We start from the raw sequence: 19,183 nt of genomic DNA on the forward strand, positions 1-19,183 counted from the left end.
GCGGTTAAAATGTTACTTAAGATTAATACTCATATTTGGACCTGAAGCGATATCATCTTCAAACCAGCGAGAAGTAATGGTTTTGGTTTCTGTGTAAAAACGAATACCTTGTTTACCATACGTGTGAGTATCACCGTAGAATGAGCCTTTCCAACCCGTGAACGAGAAAAATGGTAATGGCACAGGAATTGGCACATTAATACCCACTTGACCCACTTCAATTTCGTGTTGGAATTTACGCGCAGCCGCACCACTTGAGGTGAATAATGAAGTACCGTTGCCGTAAGGGCTCTCGTTAATAAGCGCAATGGCTTCTTCAAGGGTATCAACAAACATACACGCCAATACTGGGCCAAAAATCTCTTCTTTGTACAAGTTCATATCTTTGGTTACATCAGTAAATAACGTAGGACCTACCCAGTTACCTTGCTCGTAACCTTCAACGCTAAAATCAGAGCCATCAATTAAACAAATAGCGCCTTGTGCTTTACCATCAGCAATCAGTGATAAAATACGTGCTTTTGCAGCAGGCGATGTTTGTGGGCCATAAGCCGCATCAGCATCATCCCAAACACCTGGGCGTACACCTTCAAAGCCTGCTTTAATTTCATCAACCCAGTCTTTTGCTTGACCAACAAATACAGCCACAGAAATACCCATACAGCGCTGACCTGCTGCACCTACAGAGGCACCCACAAGGTTATTAACAACATGCGATTTACTCGCATCAGGCATAATTACCATGTGGTTTTTAGCGCCAACACACGCCTGAACACGTTTTAAGTTTTGTGTGCCTTTAGAGTAAATGTATGCACCTACACCACATGAACCCACAAATGAAATAGCACGAACGGCTTTGTCTTCTAATAAGCGGTCAACTTGTGGTTTTGTACCATGTACTACTTGTAACACGCCTTTAGGTGCACCGGCTTCAATAAATAGCTCAGCTAAGCGCATAGGAGTAAGTGGATCTTGCTCAGAGGGTTTTAAAATAAAGGTGTTACCACACACAATTGCCAGTGGGAACATCCACAATGGGATCATTGCTGGAAAGTTAAATGGCGTAATACCTGCACATACACCCAGTGGTTGCATGTAAGAATACGTATCGATTTTACGCGCTACGTTTTCCATGGTTTCACCCATCATTAACGACGGCGCATTAGCAGCTTGTTCAACTACCTCAATACCACGCCACACATCACCTTTTGCATCTTCAAACGTTTTGCCTAGCTCATGACAAATTATAGTGGCTAGTTCATCATGGTTTTCTTTTAATAGCGCCGCGTATTTCATCATAATGCGCGCACGCTCTGTAATAGGCACATCTTTCCATGTTTTAAATGTTTCGCTTGCTGATGCAATCGCCGCATCCATTTCTGCGTCTGTAGCGCATGGCACTTGCGCGAGCACTTCTTGATTAGCTGGGTTTACAACATCAATTAATTCATTTGACGTTGACTGAACGAACTCGCCGTTAATTAGTAAAGGTACTTGGTGCATAATAAATCCTATTGAGTCAATTTAATTTCCGCAGCGCTGTGATTGTTATAGTTGCTGCGGCTTTGTTATCAGTTAAAGTGCTTCGACTGCCATAGCAACGGCTTCACCGCCACCTATACACAAAGACGCAACGCCTTTTTTGAGGCCTCGGTTTTTAAGCGCATGAATAAGTGTTACTAAGATACGTGCGCCACTAGCACCAATTGGGTGGCCTAGTGCACACGCACCACCATTCACGTTTACTTTGCTTTCATCGAGCTTTAATTCGTTAATAGCCAGCATGGTGACCATGGCAAACGCTTCATTAATTTCCCATAAATCAACATCGGCGGTTGTCCAGCCAGCTTTTTCAAGAACGCTGTTCATTGCGCCCACTGGGGCTACGGTAAATTCACTTGGTTTTTGAGAGTGAGTACTGTGAGCAACAATTCTACAAAGTGGTGTTAAACCCTCAGCTTTTGCTTTTGATTCGCTCATTAGTATTAGCGCAGCACCACCATCTGAAATAGACGATGAGTTTGCGGCAGTAATAGTGCCGTCTTTTTTAAATGCAGCTCTTAAGCTTGGAATTTTTTCAGGTCGTGCGTTGCCAGGTTGCTCATCAATTGAAACGGTGATGTCACCCTTACGCGTTTTAATAGTGTGCGGAGTAATTTCGCTATCAAACCACCCATTGTCTATGGCTGCATTTGCTTTACTTAATGAACCCAGTGCAAACGTATCCATTTGCTCACGACCAATACCGTATTCATCGGCTGTGTCTTGAGCAAAGCAACCCATTGCTTTATTGTCGTAGGCGTCTTCTAAGCCATCACTCATCATGTGATCTTTAATTTCGCCATGTCCCATACGCATACCGCCACGGGCTTTAGGAATAAAGTAAGGTGCATTGGTCATGCTTTCCATACCACCAGCGATTGCTGATTCAATAGAACCTGCTTTAATAAGGTCATTCGCTAACATCGCTGCTTTTAATCCAGAGCCACAAACTTTATTAATAGTGGTAGCGCCGGTGCTTAGTGCAAGCCCTGCTTTAAGCATTGCTTGACGCGCAGGCGCTTGGCCTAAACCGGCTGGTAATACGCAGCCCATAATTACTTCATCAATTGCATCATTGCTTAAACCCGTTTGAGCAAGTGCGCCTGCAATGGCCGTAGCACCTAATTCAGTAGACTGCGCATCACTTAGTGCGCCCATAAATCCACCCATTGGGGTGCGTTTTGCTGCTACAATTACAACGCTTTCGAAAGACATAAAAGGCTCCATTTTCAATTAACGCAAACATGTTTTATTATGTTTAGCTTAATGTTTAAACTAATCTGATAAATACGAGCATACATAAAATTTACGTTTACGCCAACGTAAATCTAAAATCAACTTTCTAATTAGTGTAAAAACTGTAAAGTTAGCTTGCTAAAAATTTATTACATACTGTCTAACTGGCTTATAACGTTTATAAACACTCAACTTCTGCTGCATTTCCGCTTTTATTTTATACGTCTAAAGTATAACAACCAGATCGCACTTTACCTTTACGTAAACTTCACTTATATTGGAGTTATTCGAATGAGGTAAACATTACAATGAAATCAGATAATCAAACAAACTTTGCAAATTCAGCCAACGAGCCGACTAAAAACGAACAAACTTTTAGCATTAGTGAATTGGCTAAAGAATTTGATATTACCACCCGCTCTATCCGTTTTTACGAAGACCAAGGGTTAATATCGCCAGAGCGCAATGGTCAAACACGTATTTACTCAAAGCGCGACAAGGTACGCCTTAAGCTAATACTTCGCGGTAAACGTTTAGGTTTCACCTTAGCTGAAACAGGTCGTTTGTTTGAACTGTATGATGCTGATAAATCAAGTGCAAAACAGTTAGTTACTATGCTTGACCTTATCAGTGAGAAAAAAGCCGATCTTTCACAACAGATGGATGACATTAAAGTGGTTCTTATGGAACTGGTCACCGCTGAACGTCGCTGTCGCGACACGCTTAGCAAAATAGATGAATAAAATATAACAACGTCATCAACACACAGGAATTAATCATGAGCACTATTTCACTATATAAAGAAATGAACTTTGGCCTTGGCGAAACTGCAGATATGATCCGCAATCACGTAAACAGCTTTGCCAGTCAAGAAATTGCCCCACTAGCTGAAAAAACTGACCTTGATAATGCGTTCCCCAATGAACTTTGGCCGCAAATGGGTGAAATGGGCGTGCTTGGCATGACCGTGGATGAAGAGTTTGGTGGTGCTGGCTTAGGCTATTTGGAGCACGTTATTGCCATGGAAGAAATTAGCCGTGCAAGTGCCTCTATTGGTTTAAGTTACGGTGCGCATTCAAACCTGTGTGTTAATCAAATAAACCGTAATGGTTCGCAAGCACAAAAAGAAAAATACTTACCTAAACTAATTAGCGGCGAGCACATTGGTGCGCTAGCGATGAGTGAGCCTAACGCGGGCTCTGATGTTGTTTCTATGAAACTTAAAGCAGAGAAAAAAGGCGATAAATACATTTTAAACGGTAATAAAATGTGGATCACTAATGGCCCCGACGCAGATACACTGGTAATTTATGCAAAAACAGATTTAAACGCCGGCGCTAAAGGGATTACAGCCTTTATTGTAGAAAAAACATTTCCTGGTTTTTCAACCGCACAAAAGCTCGACAAACTCGGCATGCGTGGTTCAAATACCTGTGAATTGGTATTTGAAAACTGTGAAGTACCCGAAGAAAATATTTTAGGTAACTTAAACGAAGGCGTTGAGGTACTTATGAGTGGCCTTGATTATGAACGTGTTGTTTTAGCGGCTGGCCCACTTGGCATAATGCAAGCGTGTATGGATATTGTGGTTCCTTACATCCATGAGCGTAAGCAATTTGACAGCCCTATTGGTCAATTTCAGTTAATACAAGGCAAAATTGCCGATATGTATACACAAATGAATGCAGCTCGCTCATATGTGTACACAGTAGCCAAAGCATGTGATCGCGGCGAAACCACCCGTAAAGACGCTGCTGGCGCAATTTTATACGCTGCTGAGCTTGCAACTAAAATGGCATTAGATGCAATTCAGATTTTAGGCGGCAATGGTTACATAAACGAATACGCAACAGGTCGCTTACTGCGTGATGCGAAATTATATGAAATTGGTGCCGGCACCTCTGAAATACGCCGTATGTTAATTGGTCGCGAATTATTCACTGAAAGCCGCTAAGGATTAGTTATGACGATTTTAAAATCGAGCGTTAATCCGCATGATCCAAATTTTGTGCAAAATCACAACAACATGTCGGCGCTAGTGGATGATTTACGTAGTAAAGCAGCAACAATACGTTTAGGCGGTGGCGCTGCGCTAAAAGAGCGCCATGAAGGCCGCGGTAAATTGTTTGTCCGTGACCGTATTACCACTTTGCTAGATGAAGGCTCGCCATTTTTAGAAATATCGCAATTTGCTGCCTTTGGCGTTTATGAACAAGATATTCCTTGTGCCGGTGTGGTTGCAGGTATTGGTCGCGTTAAAGGCGTCGAATGTATGGTGATTGCTAATGATGCGACAGTAAAAGGCGGCACCTATTTCCCGCTGACTGTTAAAAAGCATTTACGCGCTCAAGACATCGCCGAACGTTGTCATTTACCGTGTATTTATTTAGTTGACTCAGGTGGCGCAAACTTACCTGAGCAAGACGACGTATTCCCTGACAAACTGCATTTTGGTCGTATTTTTTACAACCAAGCGCGTATGTCGGGTAAAGGCATTCCACAGATTGCTGTGGTTATGGGGTTATGTACTGCAGGTGGTGCGTATGTTCCTGCTATGGCTGATGAAAGTATTATTGTAAAAGAGCAAGGCACTATCTTTTTAGCAGGTCCGCCACTGGTAAAAGCCGCAACCGGTGAAGTAGTTACTGCAGAAGAGCTTGGTGGCGCCGATGTACACTGTAAAACATCAGGTGTTGCCGATCATTACGCTGAAAATGATGCTCATGCGTTGTCGATTGCTCGCCAATGTATTGAACGTATTAACTATTCGCGCCCTACCTCACCATTACTCGAAGAAGTAAAAGCCCCTCGTTATGATATTAACGAGCTTTACGGCATTGTCGGTACTGATCTTAAAAAGCCATTTGATGTCCGTGAAGTCATTGCGCGTACTGTTGATGATTCATCGTTTGATGAATTTAAACGCTACTTTGGTGAAACACTGGTAACAGGCTTTGCCAGCATTTATGGTCATCCCGTAGGCATAGTGGCTAACAACGGTATTTTATTTAGTGAGTCTGCGCAAAAAGGCGCGCACTTTATTCAACTGTGTGCTCAGCGCAACATTCCCCTGGTATTTTTACAAAACATTACTGGTTTTATGGTTGGTAAAAAATACGAGTCTGAAGGCATTGCTAAACACGGCGCTAAAATGGTGATGGCGGTATCGTGTGCCGATGTACCCAAATTTACTATTTTAATCGGGGGCTCATACGGTGCAGGTAACTATGGTATGTGTGGCCGCGCGTTTGAACCGACCATGATGTGGATGTGGCCAAATGCCCGTATTTCGGTTATGGGTGGTGAACAAGCCGCTGGTGTAATGGCGCAAGTAAAACAAGATGGTTTAGCCCGCAAAGGCGAAAGCATGAGCGAGCAACAAATTAGCGATTTTAAAAAGCCAATCATCGATCAATACGAACAGCAAGGCCACCCTTATTATGCCAGTGCCCGTTTATGGGATGATGGCATTATTGACCCTGCCGATACACGCAATGTTCTTGGGCTTGCACTTAGCGCAGCTAAAAATGCCCCTGAGCGTGAATCGAAATTTGGCGTATTTAGAATGTAATGGGAGCTTAAAATGTCAGTAACACTACAAATAACAAAATCTAATGTGGCTGTACTTGTTTTAAGTCGCCCAGAAAAACGCAATGCCTTTAATAGCGACGTTATCCATGAGCTAATTCAATGTATTGAACATGCTAATACGCTCGATATTCGTGCCCTAGTATTAAAAACTGAGGGTAAACACTTTTCAGCCGGTGCCGATTTAGCCTGGATGAAATCGATGGCAGATAACAACTATAACGATAATTTGGCCGATTCAATGCAGCTGGCTAAGCTAATGCAAGTTTTAGCGCAAAGCCCACACCCTACTATTTGTGCGGTACAAGGCGCAGCATTTGGTGGCGCATTGGGATTAATTGCTTGCTGTGATATTGCGCTCAGTAAAGACGACGCCCAATTTTGTTTAAGTGAAGTTAAATTAGGCTTAATTCCTGCTGTTATTAGCCCTTATGTAATAAAAGCTATTGGTGAGCGCGCTGCTCGTCGTTACTTTTTAACGGCTGAAGTATTTGATGCGCATACGGCCAAACAGCTGGGGCTAGTTCACCAAATTACAGGGAATTTAGACTGTGCACTGGATAACCTATTACAAACGCTGATAGATAATGGCCCGGTAGCGGTTAAAGCAGCTAAAGCGCTTATTAATGATGTGGCAAACAAAGAAATCGATAACGAAATAATTGCGCTCACTGCAGAACGTATAGCCAAAATTCGTGTATCAGACGAAGGTCAAGAAGGTCTAACAGCCTTTTTTGAAAAACGCCCTCCCCAATGGCAACTCTAGGACGCATTATGAACACAGTACACTTACAAAAAATTCTGATTGCTAATCGCGGAGAAATTGCTTGTCGTATTATGCGAACAGCAAAGCAAATGGGCTTGACCACGGTTGCGGTTTATTCAGATGCAGATAAAAACGCTCAACATGTAAAAATGGCGGATGAAGCCTATCATATTGGCGCAGCGCCGAGTAAAGACTCATACCTAGTTGCAGATAAAATACTTAACGTTGCCAAAATGAGTGGTGCTGATTGTATTCACCCGGGCTATGGATTTTTATCTGAAAACAGCGAATTTGCAAATGTTTGTGAAGCTAATAACATTGCCTTTATTGGGCCGCCAGCAAGTAGCATAGAAGCTATGGGCTCTAAAACCCGTGCAAAAGAAATTATGGCAGCCGCTAATGTTCCTTTGGTGCCAGGTTATTATGGCGATAAACAAGACCCTAGCTTTTTACAAGCTGAGGCTGAAAAAATTGGCTACCCTGTGCTTATCAAAGCGGCCTTTGGTGGCGGTGGTAAAGGCATGCGTATTGTTTCAAAAGCCAGTGAGTTTATAAGCGCATTAGAAGGCGCTAAACGTGAAGCTATTGCCGGTTTTGGTAATGATCTGGTTTTGCTTGAGCGTTATGTTGACCAACCACGCCATGTTGAAGTACAAGTATTTGCTGATAACTATGGCAACTGTGTGTATTTAGGTGATCGTGATTGTTCATTACAGCGTCGGCATCAAAAAGTGATTGAAGAAGCGCCTGCCCCCGGTTTATCAGACTCGTTGCGAAAAGAAATGGGCGAAGCCGCGGTACGATGTGCCCTAGCAATTGACTACCGAGGCGCTGGCACTGTGGAATTTTTACTCTGTGGTGATGAGTTCTTTTTCATGGAAATGAATACTCGCTTGCAAGTAGAGCACCCAGTGAGTGAAATGGTCACAGGCGTTGATTTAGTTAATTGGCAAATTAATGTAGCCAGTGGTTTAGCGTTACCTTTAGCGCAAGCAGATATTCAGCTACAAGGCCACAGCTTTGAAGCACGTATTTACGCTGAAGATCCAAGTAATGACTTTATTCCGTGCTCTGGCACTATTGAGGCACTATTTACGCCCGCTAACAGTGAATATGTACGTATTGATACTGGTATTGCCCAAGGTGATGAAATAAGTCCGTATTACGATCCAATGATTGCCAAACTTATTGTTCATGATGATAACCGCGACCAAGCACTTTCGCGTTTACAACAAGCATTAACACAATTTCATTTAGCCGGATTTAGCACTAATATCAGCTTTTTATATAATTTAGCGATTCATCCACGCTTTAAACAAGGTGCTCCAAGCACCCACTTTATTGCAGAGCAAGGTGAAGCGTTAGTTACTATTGACCCTTCTTTATTACAAACTAGCCGCTTAATTGCAGGTTTTGCGTATTTAGCATCACTTGGTAGTAATACAAGTAGTGCAAATCCATGGCAACAATTACATGGGTTTAGTTTAAATGCGCCGCAACAAGTTAACATTCCATTTAGCGATACCCCCTTAAGCGCAATAAAAACCGCGCAGGGCTATAGCATGACCATTAATGACAACACCTTTGAAGTGCAAGGTGAGTTAACTAATGGCTACTGCAACGTATCGATTAATGGCGCTAAACACACTGCGCATGTTAGCCACGTTGATAATGCCATTACTGTAATGAACCAAGCACTGCAAACTAAGTTTGAATGTGTTGATAAACATTTCATCAGCTCACATGAAAATGAGGCATTACCCCTTGCTGCGCCGCTTAATGGTACTGTAGTTAAACACTTGTTAGAGGTGGGAAGTACCATCACTAAAGGCGATGCTGTGGTTATTATTGAAGCGATGAAAATGGAATACACACTTAATGCCCCACATGATGGCGTACTTAAAAGCTACTGCTTTGCTGAAGGTGAACTGGTAAGCCATGGCGCATTACTGGCCATTGTTGAGGACACAACTGCAGAGGAACCCGCTTAATATGAGTTCATTATTACCTAAAGCAGTGCGCATTGTTGAAGTGGGCGCCAGAGATGGACTTCAAAATGAAGCCGCTGTAGAAACTGCTGATAAAATAACGCTTATTAACGCACTCGCCGCTGCAGGCATAAAAGACATAGAAGCCGGTGCGTTTGTCTCACCTAAATGGGTGCCACAAATGGCAGACTCTAGTGAAGTAATAAGCGCACTTAATTTACCTGAGGTTAATCTCAGTGCCCTTACCCCTAATTTAAAAGGGGCAGAGGCAGCAGATGCTGTAGGTATTAAAGAATTTGCAATATTTACCGCAGCGAGCGAAGCATTTTGCCAAAAAAATATTAATTGCTCTATTGAGCAAAGTTTGGCGCGTTTTAGTGAAGTTATGGCTTTTGCAAAGGCGAATAACATTCGCGTACGCGGTTATGTAAGTTGTGTGTTAGGTTGCCCGTATGAGGGAGATGTTGACCCTCATACTGTACTGGCTGTCGCTGCTAAACTCTTAAAAATGGGCTGTTATGAAATTAGCCTAGGTGACACCATAGGTGTTGGCACACCCGCTAAAGTAATAGAGCTACTTACATTGCTACTTAAACATATTGATAAATCTAAACTTGCTGTACATTTTCATGACACATACGGGCAAGCGCTCACAAATATTTACGCTGCGCTAAACCTTGGTATAGCAACGGTTGACAGTGCTGTTGCCGGCCTTGGTGGCTGCCCATATGCCAAAGGCGCGTCAGGAAATGTTGCCACCGAAGATGTTGTATACTTACTGCAAGGGCTTGGCATTGAGCATGGAATTGATTTACAAAGGCTTGCTGAGGCAGGTTGGCAAATTACGAGTGCACTGAACAAACATCCTGCTAGCAAGGTTTCTGCAGCATTACACGCACAATAATTATATAGCACAGAATGAGGAGTGACTCATGGCCGGTTTTGATAAAGTAGTTTCTAGTTATGAAGCTGCAATGGAAGGTTTAAAAGACGGCGATACAATAATAGCCGGTGGTTTTGGCTTATGTGGTATCCCTGAGGGGCTAATTGCCCAAATTAAAAAAATGCAAACTAAAGAATTAACCGTTGTTTCTAATAACTGTGGTGTTGATGACTTTGGTTTAGGGCTGTTACTGCACGACAAGCAAATTAAAAAGGTGGTCGCCTCATACGTTGGCGAAAATGCCTTGTTTGAACAGCAACTACTAAGTGGCGAGATTGATGTAGAACTTACGCCACAAGGTACTCTTGCTGAAAAAATGCGTGCTGGTGGTGCAGGAATACCTGCTTTTTACACAGCCACAGGTTACGGCACACCGGTTGCTGAGGGTAAAGAAGTAAAAGAGTTTAATGGTCGCCCTTATATTTTAGAAGAGTCAATTACCGGTGAATTCGCTATTGTAAAAGCATGGAAAGCGGATCGCTACGGCAACTTAGTATTTCGTCATACAGCCATGAACTTCAATCCAATGGCGGCTACTGCGGGTAAAATTACCGTTGCAGAAGTAGAGGAAATTGTTGAACCAGGCGAACTTGAGCCAAGCCAAATACATACGCCAGGAATTTTTGTTAACCGCGTTATAAAAGGTAACTTTGAAAAACGCATTGAACGTGTTACCACACGAGATTAAGCAGGAGCACTAACAATGGCATTATCACGTGAACAAGTCGCAATGCGCGTAGCTCAAGAGTTACAAGATGGGTTTTATGTTAATTTGGGCATTGGTATTCCGACACTCGTCGCAAACTATGTACCCGATGGCATAGAAGTTATGCTACAGTCCGAAAATGGTCTTTTAGGCATGGGCGAATACCCTACTAAAGCCACTGTTGATGCGGATATGATCAACGCGGGTAAAGAAACCGTGACGGCAGCTACCGGTGCAGCTATATTTAATAGTGCAGATAGTTTTGCCATGATACGGGGTGGTCATGTAGACTTAACCGTTCTGGGCGCGTTTGAGGTAGACCAAAACGGTTCTATAGCCTCATGGATGATCCCTAAAAAATTAATTAAAGGCATGGGCGGAGCGATGGATTTAGTCGCAGGTGCAAAAAACATTATTGTTACCATGACCCATGCCAGTAAACACGGCGACTCTAAGTTATTAGAAAGCTGTACGTTACCGCTAACGGGCGTTAACTGTGTTAAAAAAATAGTTACTGATTTAGCCGTTCTAGAAGTAAAAGACGGCGCATTTCATTTACTAGAACGCGCACCAGGCGTATCAGTTGATGAAATTATTAGCAAAACGGCAGGTAAATTGCTTGTTAATGGTGATATTCCTGAGATGGTGTTTTAAACCACTCATAATTTCACTCTGTATCGACCTCATTCCCAGTGCCAATGGCGCTGAGTTACCCAAAATCCCTCGTAAGAGGGATTTTTTTTGTCTATATTTTAGTTTTTGCACTATAGTGACAATTTAACGCACCACTTAGGTGAATTCGACCTAATAAAATAAATAAATTGCTGATATAGTTAGTTTTTATTTTTGGTTTAATTATTGCCTATTACTAGGCGATTGAAATAACTTTATACTGGATACCATGCAAACACCTATTCGCGGCCTTCGCTCTTTTTGTTTTGCAGCAAAAAGCTTAAGTTTTAAACATGCTGCTAAAGAGCTTTACTTAACGCCCTCGGCTGTAAGCCACCAAATTAAACAGCTAGAAGAGCAGCTAGGCATTGATTTATTTCAAAGACAAACTCGATCTATTAGTTTAACGCCTGCAGGTAAAAACTTTTTTGAAGCAATTTATCCAATTATAAATATGCTAGAGAGCACCATTAATGAATTTAGTCAGTTACAACAAAATGTAAACTTAACCATTACTCTGCCCGAATTTTTTGCCAGTGAATTGTTAATGCCTAAGCTCAGTGAATGGACCAGCGAGCACCCTAATATTAATTTACACATGGATACCCTCAAAACTCGAAAGGAATTAACCCGCCAAAGTGATTTATCTATAATTTTATCTTCAAGTAAACCGCTTGATGGACTGGCTACTGAGTTATTTAATTTAGAATATATTCCAGCGTGTAATAAAAAACTGCTTGAACAATGGCAAAACGATCATTGCCAAGCGCTTAATCAAGTGCCGCTTATTGTGCATAAAGCACGCCCTTGGGCTTGGCATCAGTGGGCAGAAAAAGTTGGGATTGATGACTTTTCACCAACACAAATTATTCAAATAGATAGTATGTTTGGTGTAGCAAGAGCGGCGCAACAAGGTATGGGCATTGCACTCATTCCTCTGCCAATTAGCCAAAGCTGGCTGGATGAGCAATGGCTTTATAAACTATTTGAACAACCCCTTACCACCAAAGATAAATACTACTTGGTACAACATGGCTCTAGTACGGCAAACCACCCGCTCGATTTGTTTGCCAAATGGGTAATTAACACCTTCAGACAAACAAAATGACTATTAATTAAACGCCCCCTACATGGGCGTTTAATTATTTACGACCTTTTTAAAATATTTTTTCGTGTCTCACGCAAACCTAAAAAATAAAATATAAACTGCATTATCAACAACTTGCACAACCTTCTGTTAACTAAGTTTATAGATTAGATTTTTTCACTTATTAGTTTTGTTTTTATCGCTTGTCGAAATTGAGTAAAAACTCTAAAGTTAACTCAACAAATCAGCAACGACCAAAAATAATAAAACGCGTTACTGAAACCAAATTTAATTAGTTTGTAACAACAAGCTAGTACAAAAGAATCTTTATTGTGTGTGAAGATGTTGTCAGTGTAAAAAACAGCTCAAGTTCGGTGGTGACTTAGCTTGGGTTGTTTTTATTTTACGCTTACACCCGCCAATAAATATAAGAATCTTTATTGTGTGTGAAGATGTTGTCAGTGTAAAAAGCAACTCAAGTCCGGTGGTGACTGAGCTTGAGTTGTTTTTATTTACATTCACATCAGCAACAATAATTCAGCATTAGTTTTTACTAATACAACCCCCCGAATCTTTATTGTGTGTGAAGATGTTGTCAATTGAAATGCAGCGACCTTATTTAAGTATCGCTGCTTTTTTTTACTTTAAATTTGCTTGAAAGCTAATAAGTTTAAACATCATCTGATCTGTTTATTTCATCGCGAGCAACAAATTCTAATACAGTGGCATTAATACAATATCTATCTTGACCATTTGGCCCTTCACCCGGGAATAAATGCCCTAAATGAATCCCGGTACTTTTAGATTTAAGCTCAATACGTTGCATTCCCCAACTGTTATCTTCATGCTGCGTTACGCTGTCTTTTACAGGGTGTGTAAACGACAACCAGCCAGTACCCGAATTAAATCTGTCGCGGGTATCAAACAAGGGTTCACCACTGAGTTTATCGATAAAAATGCCATCGGGGGTGTTTTTAAAAATAGCGTACTCTTTGCAATACGGGCTGTCGGTTTTAGCGTTAAACGCTACTTTATAAGCTTCACTGTCACCGAGTTTAAATGCCCCTAGCGCTTTATAAAATAGTTCGGCATCCATATAACCTTGGCGAGAATACACTTCTACTCCATCTTCTAAAAATAGTATGGTGGGTGTAGCCCACGTAGCCGATTTGATGGTTAAGCCATTGAGCTGATCAGCATGGCGAAATGTCATTGGTATTGTGCCTTTATAGTCATTAGCTACCGCCGCTTTAAATTTTTCACAGTAAGGGCAGTAATCGCGAGAATCTAAAATAACAATTTGTTTGCCAGTCAACAATGCAGTGTTATCAACCTGCTGCTTTTCATCTTGACTAAAAACAACGCCGGTTGAATGGTCTGGGCAATAACCGTTTGGATTTTTTTCAAGATAATTTTGATGATATTCTTCAGCAGAATAAAATTGCTCTAGTGGCTTAATTTGTGTAGCTATTGTTCCATAACCTGCTTCAGTGAGTAACTGCTGATACTGCTGTGTTACCGCAAGCGCGGTGTTTGCTTGCTCGTCACTTGTAGTTAAAATAATAGAGCGATATTGTGTGCCTACATCATTACCTTGGCGGTTTTTTTGAGTCGGATCGTGGCTTTCGTAATAATTTTGCAGCAGCTCTTTTGCCGAAATAATATTGCTATTAAATGTAACCTGCACCACTTCAGCGTAGTTATCTTCATCAAAGCGACGCGATAGCTTAGTTATATTTCTGTAGGTTGGTTTAAACCCATGCCCATCGGCATAGCCCGACTCTGCATCGAGTACCCCATTAAGTGCTTCATAGCGTTTTTCTGCCCCCCAAAAACAACCCGAGCCAAGCACTAGCTTTTCTACATGCATGGTGGCATTTAAATCACTGGGTTTAGTTACTTCGTCTGACGAAATTGCGCTCATCGTACTTAGTAATCCCGACATAGCAAATGTAGCTAATATTAACCCCTTAAACATACGATTACCTCTTAGTTTTAGTTACTCTAGGGTCTGTTGACCTTCCAAGGTTAAATTTGCAGCAGTCTGTTTGGTGTTTAGGCAAGGCATAGCCCATGTCGTGTGGTTATTCCCCATAAATAGGCGATAACGCAGCATCAATGCCAAACAGGCGCTGCCCGAAGGGTTCTGCCTAGGAGCGATTTACCCTTTGTTGCCTACATGGATGTAGGTAAGGGGCGTGAGCAGGACGCGGAAGCTTTGCTCGGTTTTTACTTAGCCCACTAGGTTACAAACCTCGCGCCGCGATTAAACCGCTCCTAGTTTGAACAATTTTAATCCGCAAAGGTCAACAGACCCTAAAGCAGACCTGTGAACTCAACAATAAATTTCACACACAACAAAACTTTACGGATGAGGGAGTTTATTCGATCCGAGCTTGTCTATTAATATCGTAATAGTACAGCGACTGTGATAGCTTAAATGTAATTAATATTAATAAGTTATCGATATGAGCATGATTCCTAGTATAAAAATTTTAACGAACTCTAGCCTGCTTTTTGATGTTTCTCACTACAGCGAACCACACATACTTGCGACCCAAAAAAAGCTTTGGGCACTCGCCCAACACTGTAAAAACAGCAATGAATTTATCGATTTGGTACCAGCTATGAATTCGTTAACTTTGTATTTAAAGTCCTCAGAAATGCTTAATAAATGGTACAACACCTTAGCTAAGTTATGGGAGGAAGTAGATGATTATCAGTTTGATAGCCAGCACCACCAAATTAATACCTACTACCAAGGTGAAGATTTAGATTACGTAGCTAACTATCATCAACTCACAATTGATGAAGTGATTAACTTACATAGTAAAGAGTTATATCACGTTCTATTTTTAGGCTTTGTTCCCGGTTTCCCTTATTTACATGGGCTCAACTCACGGTTATTTACCCCAAGGCGCGATAACCCGCGAGTGAGTGTACCTAAAGGCGCAATTGCCATTGGAGCAGACCAAACAGGTATCTACCCTGAAGATTCGCCAGGTGGTTGGCATATTATTGCTCACACTGATGCCTGCTTATTTGATTCTAAAGCGGCTAATCCTTGCTTATTTAAACCTGGCGATACCATAGAGTTTGTGCCTGTAAAAGGAGTAAGCAATGATTAAAGTAATCAAGAGCGGTATTCAACTAACAATTCAAGATTTAGGCCGTGTGGGTTTTCGACATTTAGGGGTAAGCCGCTCAGGCAGCCTTGATACCTGTGCGCACATCATTGCAAACCGTTTATTAAATAACACCGACAACGCTGCCGTGCTGGAATTAACCGTGGGTTTATGCGAACTGCAATTTCAGTGTGATACCGTTATTGCCCTTCATGGAGCCGACCTCAAAGCAACCCTTGATGGACACCCGCTTTATCCAGGCTGGAGTTACCCAATAAAAGCAATGCAAACACTTAAATTTGCAACTGGCCGTGGTGGTTCACGAGCCTACATCGCGGTAAAAGGCGGTATTGAATGCCCAGAGGTTATGGGTTCTAAATCTACCGATTTAGGGGCAGCCATTGGCGGCTTTAATGGCCGTGCACTGCAAAGCGGTGATGTGCTAGCCATAAGCCCTTATACTAAACCTTGGTTATGTAATAAGGGCGCCCTTACCCCGCCAAAGCGAAGCATCATCCGTTTACATAAAGGTCCTCATTATGAGCTACTAACACCCGCGTGTATTAATACTTTTTGTGAGGCCTCATTTACTATTAATCCAAATAGTAACCGTATGGGCGTACGCCTAGACCATAAAAATACGGCTATTATGCAACATACACTTTCATTGCCCTCAGTAGCCGTAGCACCTGGGAGCATACAGCTTCCACCTGATGGAAACCCTATTGTATTATTAAATGATGGGCAAACAACGGGGGGTTATCCTTTAATAGCGCATGTAATAGAAGCCGACTTACATCAGTTTGCGCAATTTAGTACTGCTGACCCAATCACCTTTGAATTTGTATCACTTGAGCGAGCAAATGCTGCAAAAAATAAGCTCGATGCACACTTAGCACAACTTAAGCTGAGTTTAAGCCGGTACTGGAATTAATTAATGCTGCACTAAAACTCACTCACTGAGTAACTCGACCGCTATTTATTTACTTTTCTCCTTGCACCTCCTTGGTGCAAGGCAAACTAATTGTTGCAATTTAATTTAACTTTAACGTAATTTTAAATTAAAAATTGCACATTGCATTTTAATCTCCTTGCCAATATCACCACATTGGTGCAACGCCAATTTATTTGGTGCATAAATTATTCTTATTATTTTAAAAAAGCCATGTGACTTAGGTATTTATTTCTGATAAAACAAGGTTAGTCTTTAGCAAACTCGCTATCGTAGGCACTTAATAGGAATGAGGAAAAATTATGTGTTCAATATTCGGCGTACTCGATATTAAATCGGATCCCAGCCAGTTACGCGCTCAGGCAATCGAAATGTCCAAACTGCTTCGCCACCGCGGGCCTGATTGGTCAGGGGTGTATTCATCAGACAAAGCAATTTTAGTGCACGAACGCTTAGCAATAGTAGGCGTATCAAGCGGTGCGCAACCATTATACAACCCAGAAAAAACGCATATTTTAGCGGTAAATGGCGAAATTTATAACCATAAAGAGCTTGCCGCTAATTTAGAAGTCGAGTTTGATTTTCAAACGCAGTCAGATTGTGAAGTTATTTTAGCCTTGTACAAGCAAAACGGGCCTGCATTTTTAGATGACTTAAATGGTATTTTTGCCTTTTGTTTATATGATGAAGAGCAAGACGCTTACCTAATTGGTCGCGACCACATTGGTATTATTCCACTGTATACAGGCCACGATGAGCATGGCAACTTTTATGTAGCATCAGAGCTAAAAGCGCTTTCACCTATTTGTAAACATATAGAAGAGTTCCCACCTGGGCATTACCTTTACAGCAAAGACGGTAAATTAACACCGTACTACCAACGTGATTGGCAAAGCTACGATGCAGTTAAAAACAACGATGCCAAGGCAGAAGATGTAAAAGATGCTCTAGAAGCCGCGGTAAAACGCCAACTAATGTGTGACGTACCCTACGGTGTATTATTATCAGGTGGATTAGATTCGTCGGTTATTTCAGCTATTACTCAACATTTTGCCGCAAAACGTATTGAAGACAACGATGAAAGTGATGCTTGGTGGCCTAAACTGCATTCGTTTTCAGTGGGTTTAGAAGGCTCACCCGATTTAGCTGCAGCGCAAAAAGTGGCTGATATGATAGGCACTATTCACCACCCTATCATTTTTACTATTCAACAAGGTATTGATGCTCTTAAAGAAGTGATTTATCACATTGAAACCTACGATGTAACCACTATTCGTGCATCAACCCCTATGTACTTAATGGCACGCCAAATTAAAGCTATGGGCATTAAAATGGTACTTTCAGGTGAAGGTGCCGATGAATTATTTGGTGGTTATTTATATTTTCATAAAGCACCCAATGCACAAGAGTTTCATGAAGAGCTAAACCGTAAAGTATCAAAACTGCATATGTTTGATTGTTTACGTGCTAATAAGTCAATGGCTGCTTGGGGTGTTGAAGCACGCGTGCCATTTTTAGATAAAGAGTTCGTTGATGTGGCAATGCGCATCAACCCAGAAGCTAAAATGTGTAAAGACGAAAAAATTGAAAAACATATTTTACGTGCTGGCTTCGACGGCTACCTTCCAGACGAAGTGTTATGGCGTCAAAAAGAACAATTCTCTGATGGTGTTGGCTACAGCTGGATTGATACTTTAAAAGAGTATGTGAATGAGCAAGTAACGGATCAAGAACTAGCGAATGCTAAATTTAAATACCCAATTAACACGCCAGATTCAAAAGAAGCGTATTTTTACCGCCGTATTTTTGAATCGCACTTCCCGGGCGATGCCTCTGCTAACTGTGTACCACATGGTAAATCAGTAGCATGTTCAACCCCCGAAGCACTGGCGTGGGATGCATCATTTCAAAACAATGCAGATCCATCTGGACGCGCCGCAGGCGTTCACAATGAAGCATATAAAAAATAGTTACCCCCCTATCTTCGCTGCAGCTTAAAAACTGCAGCTTTTCTTCGCTGTCTTAGTGAATAATTTCTTGAAATTTTATGGCACTAAGAGAAGTGAATGAAAAAGCTAAGCCATTCAATTTAATCATTTATGTTTAATCACTGTTGTTTGTCACTTCTCTACAAGCGCAGCGTTTCTTTGCCATTTTTGTAAATTAAATCTCAAAGGTGAGATAAACCTTTGACCAATTTAGTTTAAACAGTAAGATTTAGTCGCTTTTTATAAAAACTATTTCAATCTCGCTTTTTCATTAACCTCATGAACAATATCTATCTAACTCATTATCCCAAATCATAAAAACATAGTTAAAATGTCATTAATAAATCATTTAATAAATGAATAGTGATTTTAAAACGCTGACTTAGTTTTCTACGTATTTAATAGCGTTTTTTTAGTTATTTACTTGTCTGATTAGGCCGAATATTCATTCACTTAGCTTTGCATTCAATGCTATATACGACTATAAAATAATTAGCTGACACATTAGTTATCATTTGTTCAGTTGCCAGATGTGTACAATAAAAAGGCAAAAGCAGCTTAAAGTTTTGCCAAAGTGTTAATTCTTTTGC

The 19,183-nt window shown here is 41.3% G+C and carries 15 protein-coding genes; 12 read left to right on the forward strand and 3 right to left on the reverse strand.

Translation table 11 applies throughout. The features are described from left to right. Positions 1–12: 12 nt before the first annotated feature. Both ACZ5WS_RS11895 and ACZ5WS_RS11900 read right to left on the reverse strand, forming a co-directional pair. Complete coding sequence (locus ACZ5WS_RS11895) at positions 13–1,503, reverse strand: CoA-acylating methylmalonate-semialdehyde dehydrogenase (protein WP_464708731.1); 1,491 nt, start codon at positions 1,501–1,503, stop codon at positions 13–15. Positions 1,504–1,575: 72 nt separating this feature from the next. Further along, a complete protein-coding gene (locus ACZ5WS_RS11900; RefSeq protein WP_464708732.1) occupies positions 1,576–2,757 on the reverse strand; it encodes a thiolase family protein in 1,182 nt (393 codons plus the stop codon). A gap of 329 nt (positions 2,758–3,086) precedes the next feature. Here ACZ5WS_RS11900 and ACZ5WS_RS11905 point away from each other — a divergent pair, with 329 nt between their 5' ends. The 9 genes from ACZ5WS_RS11905 to ACZ5WS_RS11945 all read left to right on the forward strand — a co-directional run bounded on the left by ACZ5WS_RS11905 (position 3,087) and on the right by ACZ5WS_RS11945 (position 12,549). Continuing rightward, positions 3,087–3,521 carry a MerR family transcriptional regulator gene (locus ACZ5WS_RS11905; protein ID WP_464708733.1) on the forward strand — a complete coding sequence of 145 codons (435 nt, stop codon included), beginning with the start codon at positions 3,087–3,089 and terminating at the stop codon, positions 3,519–3,521. A gap of 35 nt (positions 3,522–3,556) precedes the next feature. Further along, positions 3,557–4,732 carry an isovaleryl-CoA dehydrogenase gene (locus ACZ5WS_RS11910; RefSeq protein ID WP_464708734.1) on the forward strand — a complete coding sequence of 392 codons (1,176 nt, stop codon included), beginning with the start codon at positions 3,557–3,559 and terminating at the stop codon, positions 4,730–4,732. A gap of 9 nt (positions 4,733–4,741) precedes the next feature. Next, entirely contained in the window at positions 4,742–6,349 is a 1,608-nt protein-coding gene (locus ACZ5WS_RS11915; RefSeq protein ID WP_010389951.1) for a carboxyl transferase domain-containing protein, read from the forward strand. A 12-nt stretch (positions 6,350–6,361) separates the two neighbouring features. Then, the gene (locus ACZ5WS_RS11920) at positions 6,362–7,132 is read left to right on the forward strand and encodes an enoyl-CoA hydratase/isomerase family protein (RefSeq protein ID WP_010389950.1); all 771 of its coding nucleotides are present in this window, start codon (positions 6,362–6,364) and stop codon (positions 7,130–7,132) included. An 8-nt stretch (positions 7,133–7,140) separates the two neighbouring features. Beyond that, a complete protein-coding gene (locus ACZ5WS_RS11925) occupies positions 7,141–9,123 on the forward strand; it encodes an acetyl/propionyl/methylcrotonyl-CoA carboxylase subunit alpha (protein WP_464708735.1) in 1,983 nt (660 codons plus the stop codon). 1 nt (position 9,124) lies between these two features. Further along, complete coding sequence (locus ACZ5WS_RS11930) at positions 9,125–10,024, forward strand: hydroxymethylglutaryl-CoA lyase (protein ID WP_198523140.1); 900 nt, start codon at positions 9,125–9,127, stop codon at positions 10,022–10,024. A gap of 28 nt (positions 10,025–10,052) precedes the next feature. Beyond that, a complete protein-coding gene (locus ACZ5WS_RS11935; protein ID WP_008114703.1) occupies positions 10,053–10,751 on the forward strand; it encodes a CoA transferase subunit A in 699 nt (232 codons plus the stop codon). Between the two features lie 15 nt (positions 10,752–10,766). Then, on the forward strand, positions 10,767–11,423 hold the full coding sequence (locus tag ACZ5WS_RS11940; protein ID WP_008114705.1) for a 3-oxoacid CoA-transferase subunit B: 657 nt from the start codon (positions 10,767–10,769) through the stop codon (positions 11,421–11,423). A 247-nt stretch (positions 11,424–11,670) separates the two neighbouring features. Beyond that, the gene (locus tag ACZ5WS_RS11945) at positions 11,671–12,549 is read left to right on the forward strand and encodes a LysR family transcriptional regulator (RefSeq protein ID WP_010389946.1); all 879 of its coding nucleotides are present in this window, start codon (positions 11,671–11,673) and stop codon (positions 12,547–12,549) included. Positions 12,550–13,198: 649 nt separating this feature from the next. Here the strand turns inward: ACZ5WS_RS11945 and msrA are convergent. Beyond that, a complete protein-coding gene (msrA, locus tag ACZ5WS_RS11950) occupies positions 13,199–14,506 on the reverse strand; it encodes a peptide-methionine (S)-S-oxide reductase MsrA (protein ID WP_464708736.1) in 1,308 nt (435 codons plus the stop codon). A gap of 490 nt (positions 14,507–14,996) precedes the next feature. Here msrA and pxpB point away from each other — a divergent pair, with 490 nt between their 5' ends. From pxpB to asnB, 3 genes are all read left to right on the forward strand, one after another. Then, positions 14,997–15,656, forward strand: coding sequence for a 5-oxoprolinase subunit PxpB (gene pxpB, locus ACZ5WS_RS11955; protein WP_464708737.1), 660 nt, complete (start codon positions 14,997–14,999; stop codon positions 15,654–15,656). Further along, positions 15,649–16,587, forward strand: coding sequence for a 5-oxoprolinase subunit C family protein (locus ACZ5WS_RS11960; RefSeq protein ID WP_464708738.1), 939 nt, complete (start codon positions 15,649–15,651; stop codon positions 16,585–16,587). Before pxpB ends, ACZ5WS_RS11960 begins: the two co-directional genes overlap by 8 nt. Positions 16,588–16,907: 320 nt before the next feature. Then, complete coding sequence (asnB, locus tag ACZ5WS_RS11965) at positions 16,908–18,575, forward strand: asparagine synthase B (RefSeq protein ID WP_464708739.1); 1,668 nt, start codon at positions 16,908–16,910, stop codon at positions 18,573–18,575. Positions 18,576–19,183 lie beyond the last annotated feature (608 nt).

The sequence above is a fragment of the Pseudoalteromonas sp. 11L1 genome, assembly GCF_055397545.1.

Bases quoted from the DNA above. Each gene is read 5' to 3' on its own strand.
- ACZ5WS_RS11895 (WP_464708731.1), bottom strand. From the start codon at position 1,503: ATGCACCAAGTACCTTTACTAATTAACGGCGAGTTCGTTCAGTCAACG.
- ACZ5WS_RS11900 (WP_464708732.1), bottom strand. From the start codon at position 2,757: ATGTCTTTCGAAAGCGTTGTAATTGTAGCAGCAAAACGCACCCCAATG.
- ACZ5WS_RS11905 (WP_464708733.1), top strand. From the start codon at position 3,087: ATGAAATCAGATAATCAAACAAACTTTGCAAATTCAGCCAACGAGCCG.
- ACZ5WS_RS11910 (WP_464708734.1), top strand. From the start codon at position 3,557: ATGAGCACTATTTCACTATATAAAGAAATGAACTTTGGCCTTGGCGAA.
- ACZ5WS_RS11915 (WP_010389951.1), top strand. From the start codon at position 4,742: ATGACGATTTTAAAATCGAGCGTTAATCCGCATGATCCAAATTTTGTG.
- ACZ5WS_RS11920 (WP_010389950.1), top strand. From the start codon at position 6,362: ATGTCAGTAACACTACAAATAACAAAATCTAATGTGGCTGTACTTGTT.
- ACZ5WS_RS11925 (WP_464708735.1), top strand. From the start codon at position 7,141: ATGAACACAGTACACTTACAAAAAATTCTGATTGCTAATCGCGGAGAA.
- ACZ5WS_RS11930 (WP_198523140.1), top strand. From the start codon at position 9,125: ATGAGTTCATTATTACCTAAAGCAGTGCGCATTGTTGAAGTGGGCGCC.
- ACZ5WS_RS11935 (WP_008114703.1), top strand. From the start codon at position 10,053: ATGGCCGGTTTTGATAAAGTAGTTTCTAGTTATGAAGCTGCAATGGAA.
- ACZ5WS_RS11940 (WP_008114705.1), top strand. From the start codon at position 10,767: ATGGCATTATCACGTGAACAAGTCGCAATGCGCGTAGCTCAAGAGTTA.
- ACZ5WS_RS11945 (WP_010389946.1), top strand. From the start codon at position 11,671: ATGCAAACACCTATTCGCGGCCTTCGCTCTTTTTGTTTTGCAGCAAAA.
- msrA (WP_464708736.1), bottom strand. From the start codon at position 14,506: ATGTTTAAGGGGTTAATATTAGCTACATTTGCTATGTCGGGATTACTA.
- pxpB (WP_464708737.1), top strand. From the start codon at position 14,997: ATGAGCATGATTCCTAGTATAAAAATTTTAACGAACTCTAGCCTGCTT.
- ACZ5WS_RS11960 (WP_464708738.1), top strand. From the start codon at position 15,649: ATGATTAAAGTAATCAAGAGCGGTATTCAACTAACAATTCAAGATTTA.
- asnB (WP_464708739.1), top strand. From the start codon at position 16,908: ATGTGTTCAATATTCGGCGTACTCGATATTAAATCGGATCCCAGCCAG.